A 25715-nucleotide genomic window follows, 5' to 3' on the forward strand; every position below is an offset into this window, starting at 1 on the left:
CGAGGCGCGAGCGATTGGCCGGACGCGTCAGGCGCGCAGGATCTCCACGCCCGGCAACGGCTTGCCTTCCAGCCATTCGAGGAAGGCGCCGCCGGCGGTGGAGACATAGGAGAACTGTTCGGCGACCTTGGCATGGTTGAGCGCCGCCACCGTGTCGCCGCCGCCGGCGACCGAAAGCAGCTTGCCGGCCTTGGTGCGCGCGGCGACATGCTTGGCCGCCGCCACCGTGCCGTGGTCGAAGGGGTGCAGTTCGAAAGCGCCCAGCGGGCCGTTCCACACTAGCGTCTCCGCCTCGTCGATGGCACCCTTGATGCGCTCCACCGATTGCGGCCCGACATCGAGGATCATGCCGTCATGCGGGATCGAATCGAGGCCATAGGCGTGGTTCGGCGCATCGGCAGCGAAATGATAGGCCACGATGGCATCCACCGGCAGGATGATGGCGCAGTTGACCTTCTCCGCCTTGGCGAGGATGGCGCGGGCGGTATCGGCGAGGTCGCGCTCGGCCAGCGATTTGCCGACGCCGACGCCCTGGGCGTGCAGGAAGGTGTTGGCCATGCCGCCACCGATGATCAGCGCGTCGACCTTGCTGACGAGATTGCCGAGCAACTCGAGCTTGGTCGAGACCTTGGCACCGCCGACCACGGCGACGACAGGGCGCTTGGGCTGCTCGAGCGCGCGCGACAGCGCCTCGATCTCGGCCTGCATGGTGCGTCCGGCATAGGCTGGCAGGAGGTGGCCGAGGCCTTCAGTCGAGGCATGGGCGCGGTGGGCGGCCGAGAAGGCGTCGTTCACCCAGATGTCGCCATTGGCGGCCAACGCCTTGACGAAGTCAGGATCGTTCTTCTCTTCGCCGGGATGGAAACGCGTGTTCTCCAGGCAGAGAATGTCGCCCGGCTGCAGGGCGGCGACCGCCTTGGCCGCAACCTCGCCGATGCAATCCTCGGCAAAGGCGACGGGACGCTTGGCGATCTCGGCGAGCTTGGCGGCGATAGGCTTCAGGCTCTCCTTGGGATCCACACCCTTGGGCCGGCCGAAATGGGCGAGCAGGATGACCTTTGCCCTGGCGCGCGCCAGCTCCAGGATGGTGGGGATCACACGCTCGATGCGGGTGGCATCACCGACGACGCCATTCTCCATCGGGACGTTCAGGTCGACGCGTACCAGAACGCGCTTGTTTTCCACATTGACGTCGTCGAGGGTGCGAAAAGCGCTCATGCCTGTCCTGTCCATCTGTTTTCGGCAAGGTGCCTAGCATACCGCGCCCGCCTCGCAAAATCACCGGCGAGCAATAGAGCAAGCTGCCGGATCGATAAAGCGCTCAAGACGACGGAAGGACCTAAATTGCGTCAAAAGATTGCTCGGCGCGCGGTCGTCTTCAGCGCTCATCGGAACAATTGCGTATCGAGCTTTCGCACCACCAGCTCGATGAAAGCCTTGATCAGAGGCGATAGATGCCGGCTGCTGGGATAGACGACATAGAGGCCACCGGCTGACATGGTATGATTTTCGAGAATACGCCGCAGCCTCCCGTCTTGCAGGGCAGACTCTGCGAACTGGTAGGGCAATTGGGCGATGCCATAGCCGGCAATCGCCGCCGATAGCGCCGAATGCATGTCGTTGACGGCGAAACGGCCTGAAACCGTCACCGTTTCCTGGCCCCCTGGCCCCTCCAGTACCCATGGCGCGCCGTCCACCGATGGGCCGACGATCACGCAGGCATGCCGGGCGAGATCCGCTGTGGCCTGCGGCGTTCCGAACTGCGCGAGATAATTCGGGTCGGCACACAAGATTCTATGCGTAACGCCAAGCTTGCGCGCGATCAAAGTGGAATCCGGGAGGATACCGGTCCGGAAGGCCAGATCGATCCCATGCTCGATCAAATTGAGCCGGTCATCGGTCAGGATCAATTCAGCCTTGGTCTTGGGATAGGCGGCAAGGAAATCGAACACGGCACTGTTGAGCAGATGGTCGGCAAATCCGGCAGGCGCGGAAATGCGGATCGTACCCGAAGGTTCCGTTCTTGTTTCCGCAAGGCGCAGATTTGCCTCTTCGATCAGCCTCAGCGCCACACTGCTGCGTTCGTAATAGAGGCGTCCGGCCTCCGTCATGGCGAGGCTCCGCGTCGTGCGCTGCAGCAGGCGCGCACCGACGGCCTGTTCAAGCGCAGCAATGCGGCGACTCACTGTGGTCTTGGGCGCACGGAGCAGCCGTGCGGCTCCGGTGAAACTGCCGGCCTCGACCACCCGGGCAAAAACCAGAATGTCGTTGAGATCAAGCATTATATCCAAATTTGGAACGATGTTTTCCAATAATAGTCCATTATGGTTCGATGTGGCAGCGCTAAATTTGCTTCATCACAAGCAAGGAGCGGTGAAATGACCACCAAACGGACTGTATTGGTTACCGGTGCCACGGGTCAGCAGGGAGGTGCAGTCGCACGCGACCTGCTTTCCAGGGGGCATCACGTCAAGGCATTGAGCCGCAGACCCGACAGTGCCGGTGCGCAGGCCCTGGCAGCGGCGGGCGCACAGATTGTGCCTGGTGACCTCGACGACACGGCCTCTATCGTCAAGGCAGCCAGCGACGTCGACACGATGTTCTTGATGGGAACCATGCTGGCTGACGGGACTGACGGAGAAACCCGCCAGGGCATCGCTGCCGCCGACGCGGCCAAGGCAGCCGGTATCGGGCACTTGATCTACTCATCCGTCGCCGACGCCGACAAGGCTACCGGCATCCCGCATTTCGACAGCAAATATCTGGTCGAACAGCATATTGCTGGGCTCGGCGTGCCCTACACGATCAGCGCGCCGGTCTTCTTCATGGAAAACAGCGTGGCCCCCTGGTCGATCGACAGCCTGCGCCAGGGTGTGTACGCCCTCGCTGTCCCGGCCAAGCGCGCCTTGCAGCAGGTGGCGCTGGCAGACATCGGCGCGTTCAATGCCGCCCTGGTGGAGCGTCGCGAAAAGGTCTTCGGCAAACGCTTCGACTATGCAGGGGACGAGCTCTCCGGCGAGGAGCTGGTGAGAATTCTCTCGCGGGCAACCAACCGTCCGATCCGTTACCAGGAAGTGCCGACCGCCGCGATCCGCCAGCAGAGCGAGGATGCCGCCATCATGTTCGAGTGGTTCGATCGGGTCGGCTACGACGTCGATGTCGCCGGCCTGCACAAGGATTTCCCCGAGGTGAACTGGCACAATTTCGCCGACTGGGCAGGCAGCTTCGACTGGCGCATCCTCGATCCGCAATAAACATGCGGGCCATTGCCGCTGACAATCATGCGCAAAACGGAGCCCCGGATCATCCGAGGCGCCGTTTCCGTCGGAGACAGTTGCGATCTCAACTCGGACCTATCCTCCCCGTTCATGCCCGTGAAGGGCAACGACGACATGATCGCCTGCGCCCGACAGATGCTGCGCATCGCTCGCAGGAAGTTCTTCACCAAGCCCTATGACGCCGTGAGCATGGAGGAGATCGCCACGCGCGCCGGCCTATCCGAGGCCAAGGCATTTGACCTGTTTGCCAGCCAGGAAGAGCTGTTCGCATCGCTCGTCGTGCAGGAAATGGCCGCCGCCGCGGTCGAGATCTGGTGCAGCACGAAAGCGGCGTCCGCCTCTTTCCGGCCGGCTACCGGAGCGATCACCGCAATGCATCACAGACCGCCCAGCTCGGACGCCTTGCGAAGGAGGCGAAGGCTCGCGGCTCGGCAGAGCATTGATCGAGAGAGAATACCGCGCGTGAAGCATGCCAAGACGGCCACCTCATCTGCGGCCCCGACCGTCTCCAAATCATCACTAAGGCATTGTCCGGAAATAACTGAAGCGCCACCTTTGTCATGCCGATGCTTGACCCGAGCATCCAGGGGCTCTTCTTCGACGTCCGGAAGGAGGAACTGGATTGCCGGGTCAAGCCGGCAATGACAAGGTCGAGCCAATTGGATTCGTTCGTTGACGGACGAATCCTAAGTCAGCGCTGCCTCGGATTCTGCAGGAACACGACATAGCCGCGAAACCAGGGATTGGCGGTGAGGCCAGGCGGCTCCTGCCAGTCGCCGGCCTGCACGAGGCCGATGCGGAAAGGCATCTGCAGCCGGCCCAGACGCGAAAGGTAGGCGGCATAGCCGGGGATGGTGATGCGGCTCTGATAGGTCTGGATGATCACTTCGTCCACGACGCCGCCAAGCGCTTCGAGCCCCCTGGGATCGCCATTGCTGCTCCAATCCATCAGACCGGTAATGCCGAGCCTGTATTCCGCCGGCAGTTGGCGGCGCAGGCCCGAGAGGAAGGAGGCGTAGCTCTCCAGATGGCGCGTACGGGCATCGAAATCGATCTGCAGGCCGATGACACGATTGCCTGCCGCTTGCCAGCGCCCGAGCTGAGCGAGAACCTGATCGTAGATCTGCGGCGGCCATGCCAGGGTCTCGACGCGCACCACCAGCCACAGCGGCGTGTCGGGAAGGCGGGGAACGGCGCTTCGCCGCGACAGGAGGCGAACCGGTTCCCGGGCACCGACCTCCGAGCCGAGGAGATAGAGTTCGCGAGCCCGTGCGAGTTCGGGCTGCGTCTTTACCCCCGCCCACAGCCAGAAACTGTGATGGCGGTTGATGTCAACGGGCGCGGCCGTCGCGGCGGCACCGGCTGCCGCCAGGAAAATCGCGAGGGCACAGACTGGCCGCAGCATCTCTACCAGTAATACTCCAGGGACTGGGCCCAGCGTGATTGCGGGTAATCGCGTTTCAACGCCTTGAACCAGGCCTTTCGCTGTGCAGCGGGAACCTCGCTGTCATCACAGCCATTCTTGCCCGTCGGCGCGAAACACCAGACGGCGCGATAGAGGGCATAGGCTTTCTGATCCGATGTCGCGCCCGCCGCGCCGATGACGGTGCGATATGTGTCGAGCCGCGAAAATTTCCTGCCGGGAAACTGCACCCCCTTGCCGCCGAGTTCATCCTTGGCCGGCGGCGTATCCAGGAAGGCGCGATCGAGATCGTTGAGGCGAATGAACTCGCCCAGGCACAGTCGTCCGGTGATGTCGCGCTGATTGGCGGACAGCGTGGCAACGCTGCTCTTGAGATCGGGGCAAGTGAAATCCGACGCCGTTTGCGGTTTGACGAACAAATCCGAGGACGGTGGATCGTCGCCCCTCGCATCACCGGGATCCGTCTCGACCTTGGCATCGGCAGGCACCAACGCCACATCCCCCGGAAAGGCCTTGTAGGCCCCGCGGGTGAGATCGCGATAAAGCAGCGTGTAGAGGGCTGTCGCCCGCTCGGCCGGTGAGGCGGCGGCATCGCCTGCCTGGCGGCGCAGCAATTGGGGGCCGGCGCTGTATCGCAGCAAGGTTTGCCGGATGGTCTCATTGCGGACCGGCGAGGCCGGCTCGAAGATGTGTTCAGGCGTCCCTGCCCGCTCGTCATGCAGGGCCAAAGCGAGTTCGATGACCAAACGCTGGCTCACGGGGCTTGCCCCCTGGATGAGATCGAGCCAAAAGCCGCGGGCGTTACGGTCCTTCACCGAGTCCAGCGCCAGCCCGCGCAGCACCTGCCGGCTGAATTCGAGATTGCCGTAGCTTTTCTGTTGTGCCCGATCCGGCAGCAAGCCCAGAACGGCACGCGGCTGGCGAGCGACATGGAACTGATAGGAGGCGACGAGATAGTCGAACAGGTCCGTCTTGCCTGCGAAGAATTCGCGTTGCCCGTTCAGCTCCTCCAAGGTCAGGGCCTTGCTGCAGCACGCTTCACCACTAAGGGTACCGCCCTTGCGCATGCGAACCAGGTCAAGGGTTGCTAGCAACACGGGCGAGCGCACCTGTTCCGCCCCCAAAAGGGGCAATAGCTTGCTATCCAGTTCTTGAGCGAGATCGGCATCGGAAATGCCGCGCTCGCTCGCCTTCTGCTCCACGAGGCGCTCATATTCGGCGAGCAACTTGGCATTGGCGCCGCTCATCCAATAGACCCGGCGCAACAGGCCACGCGCGGAGGTGGCGTAGCGCCCGTTCGGATAGGCCGTCAGATAGTCCTGGAGGCCCGTTTCCGCCTCGGTCGCCTTGCCGGTATCGCGCTGCGGGACTTCCCTCAGATTGCCATATTCGTCAAAGGCGCCGGCCTGCAGATGGTTCACCTCCACGCGCCCCAGAAGATAGCGTCCGCTCTCCCGCAGCCAGGGCTGGGTCGAACGGCTCAGGGCAGCAAAATGCCGGGCGGCCGCGTCGAAATCACCGGCATAGAAGGCTGCCGCTCCCGACAGATAGGCAGCAAAGTCCTTAGCCAGGGGCGACTGGGCATGCTCGGCGGCCGCGGAAACGGCCTCTCGTCCCGCCCCGGCTCCGCTGCAATCGGGCCGCAGGCCCTGCCGGGCGGCGATCAACTCATCCCTTTCAGCGGATGTGACGCCCTGCTCTGCCCTGAGAGCCATCACGAAATCGGCTGTACCCGCATCGTTGCTGCGGCAGCGCGAGCCCTCGCCCGCGGCATAGAGCCCGTTGCCGCCCGTCGAGGGTGGTGGGTAGAGCGCGCTACGGAAGGTGGCCCAATCGCTCGGCTCAGCCAGCACCTTGCTTGCCTCCTCCTCATCCGACCGGACCGGCGCGGGCTGCGCATCGTCTTGGCCGGCGAGCAGGAGCAGCAGATTGGCACGCGTGTCGTTGCCGGGTTGCAGCACGGCGAGATTGCTGCAGGTGTTCGATCCCGTGCCCGCAATCTTCCAACTCGGCTTACAGTCGCCATCGGAGCTGGCCCGAGCCGCGATCGGGCTCAAGACAGCGACGATGAGAACGAAGAACCAGACGCCTCGCCGAGCCATATGGCTTCACTCCCCTTCGCGCCGCCCATTGCGGCGCCAGTCAATCACAGGCGCCCCGGGACAAGCAACCGATGCCGAGCGCCGGCAAACTCGGATGTGGAGGCTACACAAAAGAAAAGGCGCCGCAGTTACCCGCGGCACCTTACTCACTTCACTGAAAAAAGGCGCTCAGATCAGGCTGGCGAAATGCACCGCCGTGTCGGCCATGCGGTTCGAGAAGCCCCACTCATTGTCGTACCAGGTCAGGATACGCACGAACTTCTCGTCGATGACCTTGGTCTGGTCGAGCGCGAAGATCGAGGAAGCCGGGTTGTGGTTGAAGTCGCGGCTCACCAGCGGTTCGTCGGTATAGGCCAGCACGCCCTTGAGCGGGCCGCGCTTGGAAGCCTTGATGATAGCCTCGTTGATCTTCTCGACGCTAGTCTTCTTCTTGGTGTTGAACTTGAGATCGACCACCGAGACGTTGGGCGTGGGTACGCGGATGGAGGTGCCGTCGAGTCGGCCCTTCAACTCAGGCATCACCAGGCCGACGGCCTTGGCGGCGCCGGTCGAGGTCGGGATCATCGACAATGCCGCCGCGCGGGCGCGGTAGAGATCCTTGTGCATCTGGTCCAGCGAGGGCTGGTCGTTGGTGTAGGAGTGGATCGTGGTCATGAAGCCGCGCTCGATGCCGAAGGCATCATGCAGCACCTTGGCCACCGGCGTCAGGCAGTTGGTGGTGCAGGAGGCGTTGGAAATGACCAGGTGGTCCTTGGTCAGGTCCTGGTGATTGACGCCATAGACCACGGTGAGATCGGCGCCATCGCTGGGGGCCGAGACGATCACGCGCTTGGCGCCGGCCTTGAGGTGGGCGGCCGCCTTGTCACGCGCGGTGAAGATGCCGGTGCACTCCATCGCGATGTCGATGTTCAGCTCCTTGTGGGGGAGCTGGGCCGGATCCTTGATGGCGGTGACCTTGATCTTCTTGCCCTGCACGACGATGGAGTCGCCCTCGACCTTCACCTCGGCGGGGAAGATGCCGTGGATCGAATCGTAGCGCAGCAGATGGGCGTTGGTCTCCACCGGCCCGAGATCGTTGATGGCCACGACCTCGATATCCTTGCGCTTGCCCTCGACGATTGCGCGCAGGATGTTGCGGCCGATGCGGCCAAAGCCGTTGATGGCGACACGAACTGTCATCCGATATTTCCTTTCTCTGCCTTCAGCTAGAGCATTTTACAGAAAAGCCGACAGGCTTTTCGATTAAGAAAATGCGTCAAAACAAAGAGTTAGAGCAAAGCACACTTGCGTGCGCCCAGCTCGTTTACAGCTCATGCTCAGCCATTGTGGCGGCGCAAGGCGGTTTCGGCCACGGCTTCCGCCGTGATGCCAAAATGGTTGTAGAGGTCCTTGATCGGGCCGGAGGCGCCGAAGCCGGTCATGCCGACGAAGCCGCCATCAGCACCGATCACCGCATCCCAGCCGAAGCGGACGGCGGCTTCCACCGCGACCTTCACCGGAGCGTCGCCGATGATCTTGGCCTTGACCTCTTGCGACTGCCCAATGAGCAGTTCCAGCGAAGGCACCGAGACCACACGGGTCGGCACGCCGCGCTGGTTGAGGATGGCGCGGGCATTCATGGCGATCTCGACCTCGGAACCCGAAGCGAACAGCGTCACCGCGGCCTTCTCGCCGCCGGTGCCGGCCAGTTCATAGCCGCCCTGGGCGCACAGATTGGCCGAGGTGGCTTCTCGCAGCAGCGGCAGATTCTGGCGGGTCAGCGCCAAAATGGTCGGCCCGTTGGTGCGCTCCAGCGCGAGCTGCCAGCATTCCGCCGTCTCGATCGCGTCGCAGGGACGGAACACGCGCATGTTCGGCATCGCGCGGCAAGCCGCCAGATGCTCGACCGGCTGGTGGGTCGGACCGTCCTCGCCGAGGCCGATCGAGTCATGGGTCATGACATAAACAGGAGCGGTTCCCATCAGCGCCGCAAGGCGGATGGCGGGGCGGGCATAGTCGGTGAAGACGAAGAAGGTGCCGCCGGCCGGAACGAAGCCGCCATGCAGATAGATGCCGTTCATCGCGGCAGCCATGCCATGCTCGCGAATGCCCCAATGGATGTAGCGGCCCTTGAAGTCCTTCGGGGTGATCTCCACCAGGCCCTTGGCCTTGGTGTTGTTGGAGGGCGTCAGGTCGGCCGAGCCCAGCACCAGTTCCGGCATGACCTCGACAATGACGTTGAGGGCAGCCTCGGAGGATTTGCGGGTCGCCATCGCGGTGGGATTGGCGGCGAGCGCCTTCTTGTGGGCGAGGATGGCCTTGCCGAGCTTGGCAGGACGCACATGATCCATGCGGCGCGTGAACTCGGCCTGCTTGCGCTCGGACAAAGTGGCGAAACGCTCTTCCCAGGCCTGGCGGGCACCGACGCCGCGAGAACCCGCCTCGCGCCAGGCCTTGAGCACGTCGGCGGGCACCTCGAAGGGCGCGCCGGTGATGCCGAGATTCTCCTTGGAGAGCTTGGCTTCTTCCGGCCCGAGCGGCTCGCCATGGGCCTTGGAGGTGCCGGCACGATGGGGCGAACCGAAGCCGATCGTGGTCTTGCAGGCGATCAGCGTCGGCTTGCTCGACTTCTGCGCAGCCTCGATGGCGGCGGCGATGGCATCCTGGTCATGGCCGTCGACATTCACCGCGCGCCAGCCAGCGGACTGGAAGCGCTTGATCTGGTCAACCGAGTCCGAAAGGGTCAGCGGGCCGTCGATGGAGATGCCATTGTGATCCCACATCACGATCATCTTGTTGAGCTTGTAGTGACCAGCAAGAGCGATCGCTTCCTGGCTGACGCCCTCCATCAGGTCGCCGTCGGAGGCGATGACATAGGTATAGTGATCGACAACCTTCTTGCCGAACTGGGCAGCGAGCATCTTCTCCGCGAAGGCAAAGCCGACGGCGGTCGCGATGCCCTGCCCGAGCGGGCCGGTGGTGGTTTCAATGCCGACGGTGTGGAAATTCTCAGGATGGCCGGGGGTCTTGTGGCCGAGTTGGCGGAAATGCTTGAGTTCCTCGACCGTCATGCCCGGGACGCCGGTCAGATAGAGCAGCGAATAAAGTAACATAGAGCCATGGCCCGCCGACAGGATGAAGCGGTCGCGGTCGGCCCAATGGGGATTGGCGGCATCGAACTTCAGGAAACGCGTGAACAGCACGGTGGCGACATCAGCCATGCCCATCGGCATGCCGGGATGACCGGATTTGGCTGCCTCAACCCCATCGATCGCCAAGCCACGAATGGCATTGGCTAGGCGGTTCTGCATTTCGGTGAGTGCCATGGAGTGTTTCCTGATGATTTCAGCCGGAATTTGGCAAAAAAGGGCGGTGGGTTCTTAGCACCTCATCCCCGACTGTCAATGATCCCCGGGCTTGTGCCTGAAATTCACGCAACCGGCGGTGGGGTGATCGAAAGCCGGTCGTATCACCAGGGGAAGGCTGGCGGCTTTCACTTGGCCCTTGGGCGAAACCGCGATACTTTGATATTTAAGCAAAAACGCGGAGCGGCCCTGTCATGATTCGACGAAATGCCGCTATAGGGAAAGAGTGAGTAAGCCCTTGTCTGTGGATGCAGCCTTGCAACGATTGAATATGGCCCTGGTTCAGCTCGAAGAGGCCGCCGAGCATCGCGCGGAACTCGACCGGACCATCGGCGGACATCGCATCGAAGTGCAGGCCCTGTCGGAAGATCGCAATCGTCTCGCCTTGGAACTCGATGCGAGCTATGCACGCTTCACGGCGATGGAAACCGCCAATCGCGACGTATCGCGACGCCTCGACCAGGCGATGGATTCCATCCGTCACGTGCTTGAGCCGCAGGACAGCTAGCATGGCGCATGTATCCGTCACCATTGCGGGCCGCGCCTATCGCATGGCGTGCGACGAGGGCCAGGAAGAGCATCTCCTCGGCCTCGGCCGCCAGCTCGATGCCAAGATCGATGCCCTGCGTTCGTCATTCGGCGAAATCGGGGATATGCGTCTCGCCGTGATGGCCGGCATCATGGTCGCGGACGAGCTGGCTGAGATGCAGCGGCGGGCGGCCGGATTGCAGCATGATCTCGACGAATTGCGCCAGACCCGCGACAATGCGCTGCAGCGCGAGCAGCAGACCCAGATGCGGGTGACCCAGGCCCTGACCGATGCCGCCGTCCGGGTCGAGAAGCTGATCGATTCTCTGTCGAAGACAGGCGTATAGGGCATCTGAATTTTCCGGGAGCGCAGGCATCTCAGGAAGCCAGCGCTCCCAGCAATATTTTCATCGACCTCTGGCGCTCGCACCGTCTCGCCCTTATTATCTGAATGCGGTGCTGCCTGGTTCGTCAGGACAACTGTATCCCCGGGGCCATACGACTCCCAAGGGAGCTGTCACTGTTCTTGCTCGAGGGCTCGGACATTACGGCGCCCACCTACATCAGTAGGCACCCGGGATCGAAACGTCCAACGGCCGAGGTGGCCCGCTCCCTCCTCTTTCCAAACGTGTAATGGCCTCTACCGATCACAAGACCCAGTTGCGCCACAAGGCAATGGCGGCACGTGCAGAGATCCGCGGTCATCAGCGCCAGTCAGCGACGGCGAGAGCCGCCCATCACGCCTTCAGCCGCCTGAAATACACCAGCGGTATCGTCGGTCTCTACCAGGCCTTTCGCGACGAGATTCATCCCGGCGAAATCGCCGAGCGCCTGCACCATACGGGTCGCAAGCTGGCCTTGCCGACCACACCGAAATATGGGCACCCCCTCACCTTCCGTGCCTGGGCACCGGGCGATCCGCTGGTGGTGGGACGCCACAACATCCCCGAGCCCTCGCCCGAGGCGGAGGAAGTGCATCCCCAGGTGCTTCTGGTGCCACCCGTCGCCTTCGACCGGCGTGGCTACCGCATCGGCTATGGCGCGGGTTTCTACGATCGCACCATACCGCAATTGCGGGCGATGCATCCCGTCTTCACCCTCGGCTACGCGTTCGCCTGCCAGGAAGTCGCGGTCCTCCCGGCCGAGCACCATGACGTGCCGCTCGATGCCATCGCCACCGAAAACGAAATCATCACAGTGACGGGGCGTTAGGGCCTGCCCTCAGCTATGGTTTGGAATTTGATGAGGTCAAAAATGGTTGGATGGGAGGAGCGAGCGCTGCCAAGACTTCTGTCTTGGCAAGCGAAGCGACGCTGCAGACGACCATTTTTCACCTCACCGCCTTTGGCGGCGGGGCGCTTTTGGCCGATGAGCACGTCATTCCTGCCACAGGCAAAGCCTGTGGCAGACGTAGCAAGCCGAAAGGCTTGCGTCCTCGAACTCCCACGCACTTGCGAAGCAAGTGCGGACATCCTCGGCCAAAATCGCTCCCGTCAAATCCAATCCATAGCTGAGGGCAGGCCCTAATATGCGTCTGTTGTTCCTGGGCGACATCGTCGGCCGCACCGGCCGCAACGCCGTGATCGAACGCCTACCCGGCTTGCGCGAGGCCTGGAAGCTCGACGCCGTCATCATCAACGGCGAGAACGCCGCCGGCGGCTTCGGCCTGACGGAGGCAATCTTCGACGAGGTCGTCGCTTCCGGCGCAGATGTCGTGACGCTCGGCAATCATTCCTTCGATCAGCGCGAAGCTCTCGTCTTCATCGAGCGGGCACCGCGGCTGATCCGTCCTGCCAACTATCCCAAGGGCACCCCGGGGCGCGGTGCCACGCTGGTGGACCTGAAGAACGGCATGCGGCTGCTGGTCGTCCAGGTGATGGGCCGGGTCTATATGGACGCGCTCGACGATCCCTTCGCGGCCCTCGAGCGCGAGCTCGCCGCCTGCCCGCTCGGCCTCGGCGCCGACGCCGTAGTGGTGGACGTGCATGCCGAAGCCACCAGCGAAAAGCAGGCGCTCGGCCATTTCGCCGACGGACGGGCCAGCCTGGTGATCGGCACCCACACCCATGTGCCGACATCAGACCATCAGATCCTCGGCCATGGCACTGCCTATATGTCGGATGCCGGCATGTGCGGCGACTATGACAGCGTGCTCGGCATGGACAAGGAAGAGCCCATCCGCCGCTTCATCCAGAAGACGCCGGGCCTGCGCTTCGAGCCGGCGACGGGCGAGGCAACCCTGTCGGGCCTGGCCGTGGAAACCGACGATCGCACCGGCCTGGCGGTGAAGATCGCGCCTGTACGCATCGGCGGAAAGCTGTCGCAGGCCGAGCCCGATTTCTGGCTCGAATGACCTGATTCAGTAACGACGCCTCGCTCTATTGTCGCTTGGCTTGCAGGAGAGCGATCAATTCAGCAGGATCAAATTCCTGCTCCGCATTCAACCCGAGATAGATCTTCGCGGCATCGGCGAAGTCATCGACGTGACAAGTCGGCGTCAACAGCTCCTCGATCAGATAAGCGACGGCGCGGCGATCCTTTCGCCGGGCGAGGCCTTGCAACGCTTCTGTCCGCACGATCTCATCCTCGTCCACGGCATTCGCCAGGAGGGCGTCGCGGATGGCCTCGCCATCTGCCTCCGACAAACCCAGAGCTCTCGTCGCCCAATCGCGAACGCGAACTTCTTCCCGTTCCTTCATGAGGCGCAACAAGGTCTGGACGGCTTCCTCCGTCTGCGGTGCATGAAAGGAAAATGCCACCGCATAACGAACAAGCGGGTCCGTATGATTGGCGAACCGCATGAGATCGGGTTGGCAGCGCGGATTGGCAAGGTGACCAAGTGAAAACAGCGCGCATCGCAGCACTTCCAGTTCCGGATTCGATCTGACGAGCTCCAGCAGGACGTCGCAACACTCTTCCGGGAAACTGCGTGGGTTACCGAGTTGTCCGAGAATTGTGGCACCGACATTGCGTCGGACCGGGTTTTCCGAACGGCAAAGCATTATGGCAGCTTCCAGAACCTCACGGCTGCCACGGGCCTGCAAGATGACAAGCGCCTGATTACGGGAACAGTCCTCCTGTCTTTCATGCTCGACAGCCCGTTCGATCAAGTCGCTGGTCTCCTGCGGGAAGATTGGACCAGACGGATTTTCAGCCGGCTGAGAAGTGAGGCGGCGGCTATCATTCAAAGCAGCACCACTGTACCCTGGTAAAAGCACACGCCATATGATGACGTCCTTGCCTGAATCGCCAAGCCGGGATGGATTTTTCTCGCCACCAATTCTATAAGCCGGCCACAATTCACTCGGCTCGCGCTTCGCGAGCCCGCAGACGACATCAAGGCAAGATACACACATGGCCGGTCATTCCCAATTCGCCAACATCATGCACCGCAAGGGCAAGCAGGATGCCAAGCGTTCGAAACTGTTTTCCAAGCTCGCCCGTGAAATCACCGTCGCGGCCAAGCTCGGCCTGCCCGATCCCAACATGAATGCACGGCTGCGGGCAGCCATCCTGGCCGCGCGCGCTGAAAACATGCCCAGGGACAACATCGACCGCGCCGTCAAGAAGGCCGCCGGCACCGATGGCGAGAACTATGACGAGATCCGCTATGAGGGCTATGGCCCGGGCGGCGTGGCGCTGATCGTCGAAGCGCTCACCGACAACCGCAACCGTACTGCATCGGACGTGCGCTCCTATTTCACCAAGGCTGGCGGCAATCTCGCCGAGACCGGCGCCGTGTCCTTCATGTTCGACCGAGTTGGCGTGATCGAATATGACGCGGACAAAGGCTCCTCCGACGCGATGCTCGAAGCAGCACTGGAAGCCGGCGCCGATGATTGTTCTTCCTCCGAAGACGGCCACGAATTCATCTGCGCCGCCGAGAACCTCGCCGAAGTGACCAAGGCTCTGGAGACCCAGCTCGGCGAAGCCCGTAAATCCAGCCTGGTCTGGCGGCCGCAGAACACAGTGGCCGTCGATGACGAGACCGGCGAAAAGCTGATGCGCCTGGTCGACAATCTCGACGACCATGACGACGTGCAGCATGTCTACGCCAATTTCGAGCTTTCCGACGCCATGATGGCGAAGCTGGCGGAGTAAATCCTGGGATCGCCGGCTTCCAGCCGGCTCTTCCCATCCTGCAAGCACAGCGATTCCAAGAGCCGGCAGGGATGCCGGCGGTCCCAGGAAGTCATGTCACAGACCCCCATCCGTATCCTCGGCGTCGACCCCGGCCTGCGCCGCACCGGCTGGGGCGTGATCGAGGTACTGGCCAACCGGCTGACCTTCATCGCCTGCGGCACCGTATTTTCCGATGACAGCGAAGAACTCGCCCACCGCCTGCTCGCCTTGCATGAGGGCCTGACGGAGGTGATGACGCGCTTCGAGCCGGACGAGGCCGCCGTCGAGAAGACTTTCGTCAACAAGGACGCCACGGCGACCCTGAAGCTCGGCCAGGCTCGCGGCATTGCCATGCTGGTGCCGGCCCAAGCCGGCCTCGCCGTCAGCGAATATGCGCCCAACCTCGTCAAGAAGACCGTCGTCGGCTCCGGCCACGCCGACAAGAAGCAGATCGGCCTGATGATCAAGGTGCTGCTGCCCAAGGCCGATCCGAAATCGGAGGACGCGGCCGATGCCCTCGCCGTCGCCATCACCCACGCCCATCACCGCACCAGCCATAATCTGGCGGCGATCCTGAAGTAATTCCCTGGCGGCGCCCACTGGACCCGCAGGTTGAGAAGCGCCGGCCCCAGGGAAATAGCGCTTGCCTCCCGCGCTTCGCACCCCTAGAACAAACCGTGAATTTATCTGAGGATTCGCCATGACCCTGGCTCGCCGCGCCGCCGTCTTCTCCGAACTGCACCAGCGCCCCGAACTTTTCCTCATACCCAACGCCTGGGATGCCGGGTCCACCAAACTTCTTGATTCGCTAGGCTTTTCAGCGATCGCTACCACCAGTGCCGGCCTGGCTTTCACGGTGGGGCGCAAGGACGGCCAGATGACGCGCGAGGAAACCCTCGCCAATGCGCGGGTCATCGTGGAAGCGACCAGCCTGCCGGTAAGCGCCGATCTCGAAAACGGTTTCGGCGACTCACCCGAGGACTGCCGGCGCACCATCCTTGCCGGCATCGAGGTGGGGCTCGCCGGAGGCTCGATCGAGGATGCCACCGGTCGACCCGACCGGCCGATCTACGAGTTCGGCCATGCCGTCGACCGCGTCCGCGCCGCGGCCGAGGCGGCACGCGCCGGGGGATTCGTGCTCACCGCCCGCGCCGAGAACTTTCTGCATGGTATCGCCGACCTCGACGACACCATCCGCCGCCTCCAGGCCTTCCAGGAAGCGGGAGCCGAAGTGCTCTACGCGCCTGCCTTGACCCGCCTCGACCAGATTTCCAGCGTGCTGAGCTCGATCGACAGGCCGCTCAACGTCCTGTTCACCGTGGGCGGGCAGGATTTCACCGTCGCCGATCTCGCCAGGCTCGGCGTGCGCCGCGTCAGCGTCGGCGGCTCCTTCGCCCGGGCGGCTTTCGGCGCCTTGAAGCGTGCCGCCCTCGAGCTGCGCGACCAGGGAAGCTTCGGCTTTGCCAAGGATGCCATGTCCTATGCCGAGCTCAGCGCCCTGTTCGGCAAGGGCGCCTGAGACGGGACCTCGGCACGTGAAGCGGGCGCACGAATCAATCGAAACCGCTAGATATGGCCCGATGAGGGTCTCATGATTGGTAAACTGCGCGGCATCGTTGACAGCTATGGCGAGGATTGGGTGATCCTCGACGTGCAGGGTGTGGGCTATGTCGTCTATTGCTCCAGCCGCACGCTCGGCGCCCTGCCCTCCGCCGGCGAAGCGGCTGTGCTCGCCATCGAGACCTATGTGCGCGAGGACCAGATCCGGCTGTTCGGCTTCACCAGCGACAATGAGCGGGACTGGTTCCGCCTGTTGCAGACGGTGCAGGGCATCGGCACCCGGGTGGCACTCGCCATCCTCTCCACGCTCAAACCGGCGGACCTTGCCTCTGCCATCGCGCTCGGGGACAAGGCCGCCGTGGCGCGGGCTCCTGGCGTCGGTCCCAAGGTGGCCCAGCGCATCGTCACCGAACTCAAGGACAAGGTGCCGAGCTTCGGCCACGTCCCGGCCGATGTGATCAGCCTGCAGGCCGATCTCGGCGAACAGCGCGCCGCCGGCCCGATCAGCGACGCCGTCTCAGCCCTGGTCAATCTCGGCTATGGCCAGACCCAGGTCTCGGCCGCCATCGCTTCCGCCCTGCGTGAAGCTGGCGAAGGTGCCGAGACGGCCAAGCTCATTCGCCTCGGCCTGAAGGAATTGTCGCGATGAAGCCGACGCGGCGACAATCCGGCGCTGAGGCGCCCAAGGCTGCCCGGCTGCTGGACGGTGACCAGCGCAACGAGGATACGACCGACTCCACGCTGCGCCCACAGGATCTTTCCGAATTTGTCGGCCAGGCCAAGGCGCGCGAAAATCTCTCCGTCTTCATCGAGGCTGCCCGCAAGCGAGGCGACGCCCTCGACCATGTGCTGTTCGTCGGTCCCCCCGGCCTGGGCAAGACCACGCTGGCCCAGATCGTCTCGCGCGAACTCGGGGTCAATTTTCGTGCCACGTCGGGGCCGGTGATCGCCAAGGCGGGCGATCTCGCCGCACTGCTCACCAATCTCGAGGAACGCGACGTCTTGTTCATAGACGAGATCCATCGCCTTAATCCGGCGGTGGAAGAAATCCTCTATCCGGCGATGGAGGATTTCCAGCTCGACCTCATCATCGGCGAGGGACCGGCGGCACGGTCGGTGCGCATCGATCTTGCCAAGTTCACACTGGTCGGCGCCACCACCAGGGCCGGCCTGTTGACCACGCCGCTGCGTGACCGCTTCGGCATTCCCATCCGCCTGCAATTCTATACGGTGGAGGAGCTTGAGCTCATCGTGAAGCGTGGCGGGCGCGTGATGGGTACGCCGATCGCCGAGGACGGTGCCAACGAGATCGCCCGGCGCGCGCGCGGTACGCCCCGCATCGCCGGGCGCCTGCTGCGCCGCGTGCGCGACTTCGCCTCGGTTCTGGGCGCCGAGACCATTACCCGCACCATCGCCGACAAGGCCCTGAGCGCGCTGGAAGTCGACCAGGCAGGGCTCGATGCCATGGACAACCGCTACCTCAATCTGGTCGCCCTCAGCTTCGGCGGCGGCCCTGTGGGCATCGAGACCATCGCCGCAGCCCTCTCCGAACCGCGCGATGCCATCGAGGACATCATCGAGCCCTATCTGATCCAGCAGGGCTTCCTGCAGCGCACGCCGCGCGGCCGGGTGATGACCCCGCATGCCTATCGCCATCTCGGCCTGGCAGTGCCGAGTTCGACGACGCCGCAGATGCCGCTGTTCACCGACGAAGAGTGATGGTGGGGTGGGTCTTCGGACCCGTCTTCTTCCAATGGAAAGGGCGCCTCGATGGGCGCCCTTCTTATGCATAATCACGATCCGCCACGGGTCAGGCGGGTCCGAAGACCTGCCCCCCAACTTAGGAATTGCCGCCGTTCAGCACGGTGACGGCGCGGCGGTTCTGCGACCAGCAGGAGATGTCGTTGCAGGTCGCGACCGGGCGCTCCTTGCCGTAGGAGATCGTGCGCATGCGACCGCCGGAAATGCCCTGTGCCATCAGATAGTCGCGCACCGACTGGGCGCGGCGCTGGCCGAGGGCGAAGTTGTAGTCACGCGTGCCACGCTCGTCGGCATGACCTTCGACGGTGACGGAGTAGCGCGGATAGGCCTTCAGCCACTGGGCCTGCTTGTTCAGCGTCTGCTGACCCTCAGGGGTGATGTCGGACTGGTCGACGAGGAACAGCACGCGATCGCCGACATTCACGACGAAGTCCTGCTGGCTACCGGGCGATGCAGCGCCACCGGCTCCGTAGCCGCCACCGCCGGCTCCACCGGGACCGCCGAGGCCACCATCGGCACCCGATTTGCTCTTACAGGCCGCCAGTGCAAGCACGCAGGTCAGTGCAGCGGCAAAGCGCAGTGCGGGGACCGCGCGCAGGGACGTCATCATTCCGGTTACTCCTCCGGTCGTCAGAATTGGTAAACCAGCCATAGCGAAAGCTGGTTAATCGAACGTTCTGGAAACACGGCCCGTGGCGATTTCTTGGCCGCTGTGGTACCGCCGCGCCTCGCCGCAAGAGCCAAATTGCCACTATGGTTAACCAAGTGCTGATCAATTCCGGCGCAAAGGTGGCTCCGGCTGGGCTCGGGCAAGGCAGGCCGCCTTTCTCATGCACTGTGGCAATCTTGTCGCACATTCACTTAATGTGAATTAATTTATAATACCATTAATCTATGCACTTTATAGATTGACAAGGTCGATTGATTTAGTGGACATTCGGGACACGCTTCTCCCGACTGGAAACCGACATCATGACGATCAAAACGCTCCGCCTTGCGCGCCTGAGGGACACGCTCGGCGTACTCCTGGCCCTCGGCCTCGTGCTCTGGCTGGTCTTCGGCGCTCTTGCCGGCGCCCGCGCCGCCGAATTGCTCAATGTCTCCTATGATCCGACGCGCGAGCTCTACAAGGAGATCAACACCGCCTTCATCGCCGACTGGAAGGCCAAGGCCGGTGAGGACCTGACCATCAAGCAGTCGCATGGCGGTTCGGGCAAGCAGGCGCGCTCGGTCATCGATGGCCTGGAAGCCGATGTAGTCACCCTCGCTCTGTCCGGCGACATCGACGCCATCGCCAAGGCGACCAAGAAGCTTCCGGACAATTGGCAGTCACGCCTGCCGCACAATTCCTCGCCCTATACCTCGACCATCGTCTTCGTGGTGCGCAAGGGCAATCCCAAGGGCGTCAAGGATTGGGACGATCTGGTCAAGCCCGGCATTGCGGTGATCACGCCCAACCCCAAGACGAGCGGCGGCGCTCGCTGGAACTATCTGGCCGCGTGGAGCTACGCCTTCGACAAGAATGGCGGCGACGAGACCAAGGCCCGCGACTTCGTGGCGGCGCTCTATCGCAACGTTCCCGTGCTCGACTCGGGCGCCCGCGGCTCCACCGTCACCTTCGCCCAGCGCGACACCGGCGACGTCCTGATCGCCTGGGAGAATGAGGCCTTCCTCACGCTGCAGGAGTTCGGTGCCGACAAATACGAGATCGTCTCACCTTCCTCCTCGATCCTAGCCGAGCCGCCGGTGGCCATCGTCGACGCCAATGTCGATGCCAAGGGCACGCGCAAGCAGGCCGAGGCCTATCTCAACTTCCTCTACACCCCGGCCGCCCAGAAGATCATCGCCCACAACTTCTATCGGCCGATCGATGAAGCCGCAGCCGACAAGGCCGATCTCGCCCGCTTCCCCAAGCTCAAGCTGGTGACCATCGACGATCCCCGCTTCGGGGGCTGGAAGACCGCCCAGCCCAAGCATTTCGGCGATGGCGGCGTGTTCGACGAGATCTACAAGCCGCAATAAGGCGCACAAACGAACGCGATCAGAGCGGGCCCCAAGGGCCCGCTTTCCTTTTGGCGGCAGTCGCCATATAACACATAATTGTTGTGGAATTTATTGCATTTAACACATTGACAATGTCGATTGATTTAGTGGATATATAAAGAAGTTGTAAATTCTCCTTTCCCACTTCCAGGTTGTGAAATGAACGGCATGACCAGCCCCACCCGCCTTCGCGACACTCTCGCCGTGCTGCTGGCTCTCGGCTTCGTGCTGTGGATGACCTTTGGCGCGCCCGCGCGCGGCCATGCCGCCGAGCTTCTCAACGTGTCCTATGACGCCACGCGCGAGCTCTACAAGGACATCAACAAGGCGTTCGCGGCGGACTGGCAGGCCAAGACGGGCGAGGACGTCACCATCAAGCAGTCCCATGCCGGCTCCGGCAAGCAGGCGCGCGCCGTCATCGACGGGCTCGATGCCGATGTGGTGACGCTGGCCCTGTCCAACGACATCGATTCCATCGCCAAGGCGACCAACAAGATCCCGGAAAACTGGCAGTCCCGCCTGCCGCGCAATTCCACGCCCTATGCCTCCACCATCGTTTTCGTGGTGCGCAAGGGCAATCCCAAGGGCATCAAGGACTGGGGCGACCTCGTGCGCCCCGACGTCGCCGTGATCACCGGCAATCCCAAGACAGGCGGCGGCACGCGCTGGAACTATCTGGCTGCCTGGGGCTATGCCTGGGACAAGACCGGCGGCGACGAGACCAAGACCCGCGATTTCGTGGCTGCGCTCTACCACAACGTGCCGGTGCTCGACTCGGCGGCCCGCGGCGCCACCATCACCTTCGCGCAGCGCGAAGTCGGCGACGTGATGATCGCCTGGGAGAACGAGGCCTTCCTGACGCTGAAGGAATTCGGCGAGGACAAGCTGGAGGTCGTGGTTCCCTCGATCTCGATCCTGGCCGAACCGCCCGTCAGCATCGTCGACGCCAATGTCGACGCCAAGGGCACGCGCAAGCAGGCCGAGGCCTATCTCAATTTTCTCTACACCCCGGCCGCCCAGAAGATCATCGCCCATAACGGCTATCGCGCCAGCGACGAGGCAGCCGCCGATCCGGCCGATCTCGCTCGTTTTGCCAAGTTGAAGCTGTTTACGATTTCCGAGCCCCAATTCGGTGGCTGGGCCAAGGTTCAGGCCAAGCATTTCGCCGATGGCGGCATCTTCGACCAGATCTACAAGCCGAAGGGGTAGTGGACCTACCCTCCCCTGGAGGGGGAGGGTCGAGGCGAAGCCTCGGGGTGGGATGACTCTCCGTGGTGAGGTCCCCCCGCATCCATTTCCAGCGCCCCCTATTTCACCCCACCCCGGCCCTTCGGGCCGACCCTCCCCCTCCAGGGGAGGGTAAGGGAATGTGATCGCCACAGGACACCCATGGCTCTTGCCGCCACCTTGCGAGCCCCCTTCGTCAAGCCGACCGCCCTGCCGGGCTTCGGGCTGACGCTGGGCTACACGATCTTCTATCTCAGCCTGATCGTGCTGATCCCCCTGGCCGCGCTGTTGCAGAAGGCGGCCGTGCTCGGCCCTTCCGGCATCATGGCAATCGCGACCGAGGGACAGGTTTCCGCCGCCCTGAGGGTCACCTTCGGCATTTCGCTCCTCGCGGCCCTGGTCAATGTCGTCTTCGGCGTCATCGTCGCCTGGGTGCTCGTCCGCTATGACTTCCCGGGCAAGCGCCTGGTCGATGCCGCCGTGGACCTACCCTTTGCCCTGCCGACAGCCGTGGCGGGCCTCGCCTTGTCGAGCCTCTATGCCTCCAATGGCTGGATCGGCCAGTTCTTCGCCCTTGCCGGCATCAAGGTCGCTTTCACCACCAAGGGCATCTTCGTCGCCCTCGTCTTCATCGGCCTGCCCTTCGTGGTGCGTACGCTCCAGCCGGTGCTCGCCGAGATCGACAAGGAGATCGAGGAGGCCTCGGCCACGCTCGGTGCCACGCGCTTCCAGACGGTGACGCGCGTGCTGCTGCCGCCCTTGCTGCCGGCGGTGCTGACCGGCTTTGCCCTCGCCTTCGCCCGCGCCGTCGGGGAATATGGCTCGGTGATCTTCATCGCAGGCAACATCCCCTATGTCTCGGAGATCGTGCCGAGCCTGATCTTCCAGAAGCTCGAGCAGAACAAATATGCCGATGCCGCCGCCATCGCCATCATCATGCTGGCGATTTCCTTCGCCATGCTGCTGGCGATCAACCTGATCCAGGCCTGGAGCCGCAGGAGGATGGGTGATGCCTGAAGCGACCTCCGAACTCGCGATCGAGCTCTATCGCGAACCGCCCGTCTCGCGCGAACACAACGTCACCAGTGAATCCCGCCTTGTCCGGCGCGTGCTGATCGGCATCGCCCTCGCTTTCCTGGCGGCCTTCCTGGTAATGCCGCTGATCGAGGTGTTCTACCAGGCCTTCCGCAGCGGAGCGGCCGCCTATTTTGAGTCCTTCGAGGACCCTGATACCCGCACGGCCGTCTGGATGACCTTGATCGTCGCCCTGATCGCGGTGCCGCTCAACATCGTCTTCGGCGTGATCGCGGCCTGGGCCGTGGCCAAGTTCGATTTCAAGGGCAAGAGCCTGCTCATCACCCTGATCGACCTGCCCTTCTCGGTGTCACCGGTGGTGGCGGGCCTCGTCTTCGTGCTGCTGTTCGGCGCCCAGGGCCTGCTCGGCCCCTGGCTATCAGCCCATCGCATCCAGATCATCTTCGCCCTGCCCGGCATCGTGCTCGCCACCATCTTCGTCACCTTCCCCTTCGTGGCGCGCGAACTCATTCCGCTGATGCAGGCCCAGGGCAAGGCGGACGAGGAGGCGGCGCTGACGCTGGGCGCTTCGCCGCTGAAAATGTTCTGGACGGTGACCGTGCCCAACATTCGCTGGGGCCTGCTCTATGGCGTACTCTTGTGCAATGCCAGGGCCATGGGCGAGTTCGGAGCGGTCTCGGTGGTATCGGGCCACGTCATCGGCGGCACCAACACCATGCCGCTGCATATCCAGATCCTCTATGAAGGTGGAGGCTCGGCCGCGATTGCCGCCTTTGCCGTCGCTTCCCTGCTTGCCCTGCTGGCCCTGGTGACCCTCGTGGCCAAGACGCTGCTCGAATGGCGCTATGGCGATGAACTCGCCCACGGCGCCAAGCACTGATAAGGACCAGATCCATGGATATCCGCGTTACTGGCCTGACCAAGAGCTACGGCGTCTCGCCGGCCTTGCACGGCATCGATCTCGACATCAAGTCGGGCGAGTTGCTCGGCCTGCTCGGCCCTTCCGGATCAGGCAAGACCACGCTGCTGCGCATCATCGCCGGGCTCGAGCGCCCTACCACCGGCACGGTCTTTTTCGGCACGGACGACACGGCCGGCCTGACGGTGCAGGAGCGCCGGGTCGGCTTCGTATTCCAGCATTATGCGTTGTTCCGCCACATGACGGTGGCTGACAATGTCGCCTATGGCCTGCGGGTGCGCCCGCGCGCCAAGCGGCCGGCAGAAGGCGAAATCGTCCGGCGTGTGGCCGAACTCCTCGATCTGGTGCAACTCGGCGCTTTCGGCCAGCGCTTCCCGTCCCAGCTCTCCGGCGGCCAGCGCCAGCGCGTCGCCCTCGCCCGCGCCTTGGCGGTGGAACCCAAGGTATTGCTGCTCGATGAGCCCTTCGGCGCCCTCGATGCCAAGGTCCGCAAGGAATTGCGCAGCTGGCTGCGCACCATCCATGACAAGACCGGCCACACCACCATCTTCGTCACCCACGACCAGGACGAGGCGCTGGAGCTGTCGGATCGCATCGCCGTGCTGGACAAGGGCCGCATCGACCAGCTCGGCGTGCCCGACGAAATCTACGACCATCCGGCCACCCCCTTCATCTTCGGGTTCATCGGCGAGTCGAGCCGTGTGCCGGTGACGATTTCGCAGGGTCGCATCCTGCTCGAAGGCACCGCTTTGCCCTTCAATGCCGACGGCCTGCCGGACGGGCCGGCCAGCCTGTTCTTACGCCCGCACGACGTCGCACCGGTCGAACCGGGCGCATCGGTCCTCAACGGGTTGATCGTGGCGCAGCGCCGCGTCGGCGCCACCCGCCGCCTGGAGGTGGCCCTGGGCACCCAAGGCACGGTGGTGGAGGTCGATACGCCCAGTCTCAGGACCAGCGAGAACAACAAGCCGGTCGGCCTGAAGCTGCTCAACGCCGCTCTTTTCGCCGGCAATGGCGAGGCCCGCTATTTCCGCGGCGCGGCCACCGAACCGGTGGTCGTCCGGCCGAGCGCCTTCCAGCGCGCCTGACCCCGCCGATGGTGCGGCACAGCAGCGCTGCGAGCGTCCTGCTCCCACACGGCGCGTGCATGGCAGGTCTGCGCCTGCCCGCCACGGCGCTGGTGAGGCTTCCGCCCCTCGCAAGGATGGGTTAACGCTGAGCGGCGTTTTCGGCGCCGGTCTTTTCGGCAACACCGTCTCTCCCCGTCAGGTGGTCATCAACTTGTTCTCGCGCTTCCGCCCCGACAATTTCATGCTGATGCTGCTGGGCGTCGTGGCGTTGGCGAGCTTCATGCCCATCGCGGGCAAGCCGGCCGAGATATTCGGAGCCCTGACCAACGGCGCGATCGCCCTGCTCTTTTTCCTGCACGGTGCCCGGCTCTCGCGCGAAACGGTGATTGCCGGTCTTTCGCATTGGCGCCTGCACCTGACCATCCTGCTATCGACCTACGCCCTCTTCCCGGTACTGGCGCTCGCCCTCGATTACGGCCTGGTCTCGGCGCTGACGCCGACGCTGGCCAGCGGCATCCTCTTCCTCGCCATCCTGCCCTCGACGGTACAGTCCTCGATCGCCTTCACGTCGATAGCGGGCGGCAATGTCCCTGCTGCCGTCTGCGCGGCATCGGGCTCCAACATTCTCGGCATCTTCATCACACCGCTGCTGGCGGGCCTGCTTTTCGCTTCGCGCGGCGCGGGCTTTTCCGGTTCCGTCCTGATCACCATCGTCACCCAGCTCCTGCTGCCCTTCGTGCTCGGCCAGGTGCTGCAACCCTGGATCGGTAGTTTCGTGCGCCGGCACCGCTATGTGCTGAGCTTCGTCGACCGCGGCTCGATCCTGATGGTGGTGTATCTGGCCTTTTCCGATGCCGTCACGGGCGGCCTGTGGCGGCAATTCTCGGCTACGGCCTTGCTCACCATGGTGTTCGTCGATGCCGCCCTGCTCGCTTTGGTGCTGGTTATCACCACCTATGGCAGCCGCCGTCTCGGCTTCTCCAAGGAGGACGAGATCACCATCGTGTTCTGCGGCTCGAAGAAAAGCCTCGCCACCGGCGTGCCGATGGCAACCGTGATTTTCGCCGGCCAGAACATCGGGGCCATCGTGCTGCCGCTGATGCTCTTCCACCAGATCCAGCTGATGACCTGCGCCATCCTGGCCCAGCGCTATGCCCGGCGCCTCAAACCGGTGGCACTCGACGAGGCTGAAATTGCGGACGAGGACTGGCCCACCCGCAAGGCCGCCGCGAAGGAAGCAATCGTCGCAGGCCAAATGAAAAACCCTCCCCGATGAAGGGGAGGGCTTGAGCCGATACATGAA

General features: G+C 63.5%; 25 protein-coding genes and 1 other RNA gene. 18 read left to right on the forward strand and 8 right to left on the reverse strand.

Annotated features, from left to right (window positions below):
* Positions 1-27: 27 nt before the first annotated feature.
* Both AB4037_RS08725 and AB4037_RS08730 read right to left on the reverse strand, forming a co-directional pair.
* Positions 28-1218, reverse strand: a complete 1191-nt coding sequence (locus AB4037_RS08725; protein WP_441771256.1) for a phosphoglycerate kinase — start codon at positions 1216-1218, stop codon at positions 28-30.
* Between the two features lie 167 nt (positions 1219-1385).
* Positions 1386-2282, reverse strand: coding sequence for a LysR family transcriptional regulator (locus AB4037_RS08730; protein WP_441771257.1), 897 nt, complete (start codon positions 2280-2282; stop codon positions 1386-1388).
* A gap of 96 nt (positions 2283-2378) precedes the next feature.
* On the opposite strand from AB4037_RS08730, the gene AB4037_RS08735 reads away from it, so the two are divergent.
* Positions 2379-3254, forward strand: coding sequence for an NmrA/HSCARG family protein (locus AB4037_RS08735; protein ID WP_441771258.1), 876 nt, complete (start codon positions 2379-2381; stop codon positions 3252-3254).
* A 114-nt stretch (positions 3255-3368) separates the two neighbouring features.
* Entirely contained in the window at positions 3369-3923 is a 555-nt protein-coding gene (locus AB4037_RS08740) for a TetR/AcrR family transcriptional regulator (RefSeq protein ID WP_441771259.1), read from the forward strand.
* Between the two features lie 46 nt (positions 3924-3969).
* Here AB4037_RS08740 and AB4037_RS08745 read toward each other — a convergent pair whose 3' ends face one another.
* The 4 genes from AB4037_RS08745 to tkt all read right to left on the reverse strand — a co-directional run bounded on the left by AB4037_RS08745 (position 3970) and on the right by tkt (position 10108).
* On the reverse strand, positions 3970-4683 hold the full coding sequence (locus AB4037_RS08745) for a DUF3142 domain-containing protein (RefSeq protein WP_441771260.1): 714 nt from the start codon (positions 4681-4683) through the stop codon (positions 3970-3972).
* Positions 4684-4685: 2 nt separating this feature from the next.
* Positions 4686-6803, reverse strand: a complete 2118-nt coding sequence (locus AB4037_RS08750) for a tetratricopeptide repeat protein (RefSeq protein WP_441771261.1) — start codon at positions 6801-6803, stop codon at positions 4686-4688.
* Between the two features lie 168 nt (positions 6804-6971).
* Positions 6972-7982, reverse strand: a complete 1011-nt coding sequence (gene gap / locus AB4037_RS08755; RefSeq protein ID WP_434955164.1) for a type I glyceraldehyde-3-phosphate dehydrogenase — start codon at positions 7980-7982, stop codon at positions 6972-6974.
* Between the two features lie 137 nt (positions 7983-8119).
* Positions 8120-10108 (reverse strand): transketolase, encoded by a 1989-nt coding sequence (gene tkt / locus AB4037_RS08760; protein WP_434955163.1) that lies wholly within the window; start codon positions 10106-10108, stop codon positions 8120-8122.
* A gap of 295 nt (positions 10109-10403) precedes the next feature.
* Here tkt and AB4037_RS08765 point away from each other — a divergent pair, with 295 nt between their 5' ends.
* The 5 genes from AB4037_RS08765 (at position 10404) to AB4037_RS08785 (ending at position 13028) form a co-directional block, all read left to right on the forward strand.
* On the forward strand, positions 10404-10655 hold the full coding sequence (locus AB4037_RS08765; RefSeq protein WP_441771262.1) for a DUF4164 family protein: 252 nt from the start codon (positions 10404-10406) through the stop codon (positions 10653-10655).
* A gap of 1 nt (position 10656) precedes the next feature.
* On the forward strand, positions 10657-11022 hold the full coding sequence (locus tag AB4037_RS08770) for a cell division protein ZapA (protein ID WP_434955161.1): 366 nt from the start codon (positions 10657-10659) through the stop codon (positions 11020-11022).
* Between the two features lie 106 nt (positions 11023-11128).
* A non-coding RNA gene (gene ssrS, locus AB4037_RS08775) (6S RNA) lies at positions 11129-11286 on the forward strand.
* Between the two features lie 22 nt (positions 11287-11308).
* Positions 11309-11887, forward strand: coding sequence for a 5-formyltetrahydrofolate cyclo-ligase (locus AB4037_RS08780; protein WP_434955160.1), 579 nt, complete (start codon positions 11309-11311; stop codon positions 11885-11887).
* Positions 11888-12203: 316 nt separating this feature from the next.
* Positions 12204-13028 carry a TIGR00282 family metallophosphoesterase gene (locus AB4037_RS08785; protein WP_441771263.1) on the forward strand — a complete coding sequence of 275 codons (825 nt, stop codon included), beginning with the start codon at positions 12204-12206 and terminating at the stop codon, positions 13026-13028.
* 25 nt (positions 13029-13053) lie between these two features.
* On the opposite strand, the gene AB4037_RS08790 is transcribed toward AB4037_RS08785, so the two are convergent.
* Positions 13054-14031, reverse strand: coding sequence for a HEAT repeat domain-containing protein (locus tag AB4037_RS08790; protein ID WP_441771264.1), 978 nt, complete (start codon positions 14029-14031; stop codon positions 13054-13056).
* Between AB4037_RS08790 and AB4037_RS08795 the strand changes: the two genes are divergently transcribed.
* The 5 genes from AB4037_RS08795 to ruvB all read left to right on the forward strand — a co-directional run bounded on the left by AB4037_RS08795 (position 14030) and on the right by ruvB (position 18076).
* Positions 14030-14776: a YebC/PmpR family DNA-binding transcriptional regulator gene (locus tag AB4037_RS08795; RefSeq protein ID WP_434955158.1), complete on the forward strand. Its 747-nt coding sequence runs from the start codon at positions 14030-14032 to the stop codon at positions 14774-14776. The two genes, AB4037_RS08790 and AB4037_RS08795, sit on opposite strands and share 2 nt — an antisense overlap.
* Before the next feature lie 93 nt (positions 14777-14869).
* Complete coding sequence (gene ruvC / locus AB4037_RS08800; protein WP_434955157.1) at positions 14870-15379, forward strand: crossover junction endodeoxyribonuclease RuvC; 510 nt, start codon at positions 14870-14872, stop codon at positions 15377-15379.
* Positions 15380-15497: 118 nt separating this feature from the next.
* Positions 15498-16316 carry an isocitrate lyase/PEP mutase family protein gene (locus AB4037_RS08805; protein WP_441771265.1) on the forward strand — a complete coding sequence of 273 codons (819 nt, stop codon included), beginning with the start codon at positions 15498-15500 and terminating at the stop codon, positions 16314-16316.
* Between the two features lie 72 nt (positions 16317-16388).
* Complete coding sequence (ruvA, locus tag AB4037_RS08810) at positions 16389-17006, forward strand: Holliday junction branch migration protein RuvA (RefSeq protein ID WP_441771266.1); 618 nt, start codon at positions 16389-16391, stop codon at positions 17004-17006.
* Entirely contained in the window at positions 17003-18076 is a 1074-nt protein-coding gene (gene ruvB / locus AB4037_RS08815) for a Holliday junction branch migration DNA helicase RuvB (protein WP_434955154.1), read from the forward strand. The genes ruvA and ruvB overlap by 4 nt, the downstream gene beginning before the upstream one ends.
* 121 nt (positions 18077-18197) lie before the next feature.
* Here ruvB and pal read toward each other — a convergent pair whose 3' ends face one another.
* Positions 18198-18728: a peptidoglycan-associated lipoprotein Pal gene (gene pal / locus AB4037_RS08820; RefSeq protein ID WP_434955153.1), complete on the reverse strand. Its 531-nt coding sequence runs from the start codon at positions 18726-18728 to the stop codon at positions 18198-18200.
* Positions 18729-19096: 368 nt separating this feature from the next.
* Here pal and AB4037_RS08825 point away from each other — a divergent pair, with 368 nt between their 5' ends.
* The 6 genes from AB4037_RS08825 (at position 19097) to AB4037_RS08850 (ending at position 25688) form a co-directional block, all read left to right on the forward strand.
* Positions 19097-20140, forward strand: a complete 1044-nt coding sequence (locus AB4037_RS08825; protein ID WP_441771459.1) for a sulfate ABC transporter substrate-binding protein — start codon at positions 19097-19099, stop codon at positions 20138-20140.
* A gap of 255 nt (positions 20141-20395) precedes the next feature.
* Positions 20396-21370, forward strand: a complete 975-nt coding sequence (locus AB4037_RS08830) for a sulfate ABC transporter substrate-binding protein (RefSeq protein WP_441771460.1) — start codon at positions 20396-20398, stop codon at positions 21368-21370.
* A gap of 180 nt (positions 21371-21550) precedes the next feature.
* Positions 21551-22405 (forward strand): sulfate ABC transporter permease subunit CysT, encoded by an 855-nt coding sequence (gene cysT, locus AB4037_RS08835; RefSeq protein WP_441771267.1) that lies wholly within the window; start codon positions 21551-21553, stop codon positions 22403-22405.
* The gene (gene cysW, locus AB4037_RS08840; protein WP_434955150.1) at positions 22398-23303 is read left to right on the forward strand and encodes a sulfate ABC transporter permease subunit CysW; all 906 of its coding nucleotides are present in this window, start codon (positions 22398-22400) and stop codon (positions 23301-23303) included. Before cysT ends, cysW begins: the two co-directional genes overlap by 8 nt.
* A gap of 14 nt (positions 23304-23317) precedes the next feature.
* Entirely contained in the window at positions 23318-24430 is a 1113-nt protein-coding gene (locus AB4037_RS08845) for a sulfate/molybdate ABC transporter ATP-binding protein (RefSeq protein WP_434955149.1), read from the forward strand.
* Positions 24431-24653: 223 nt separating this feature from the next.
* A complete protein-coding gene (locus AB4037_RS08850) occupies positions 24654-25688 on the forward strand; it encodes a bile acid:sodium symporter family protein (RefSeq protein WP_441771461.1) in 1035 nt (344 codons plus the stop codon).
* The last annotated feature ends 27 nt before the right edge of the window (positions 25689-25715 follow it).

This window comes from Labrys sp. KB_33_2 (genome assembly GCF_052114505.1).
Lineage (GTDB): Bacteria > Pseudomonadota > Alphaproteobacteria > Rhizobiales > Labraceae > Labrys.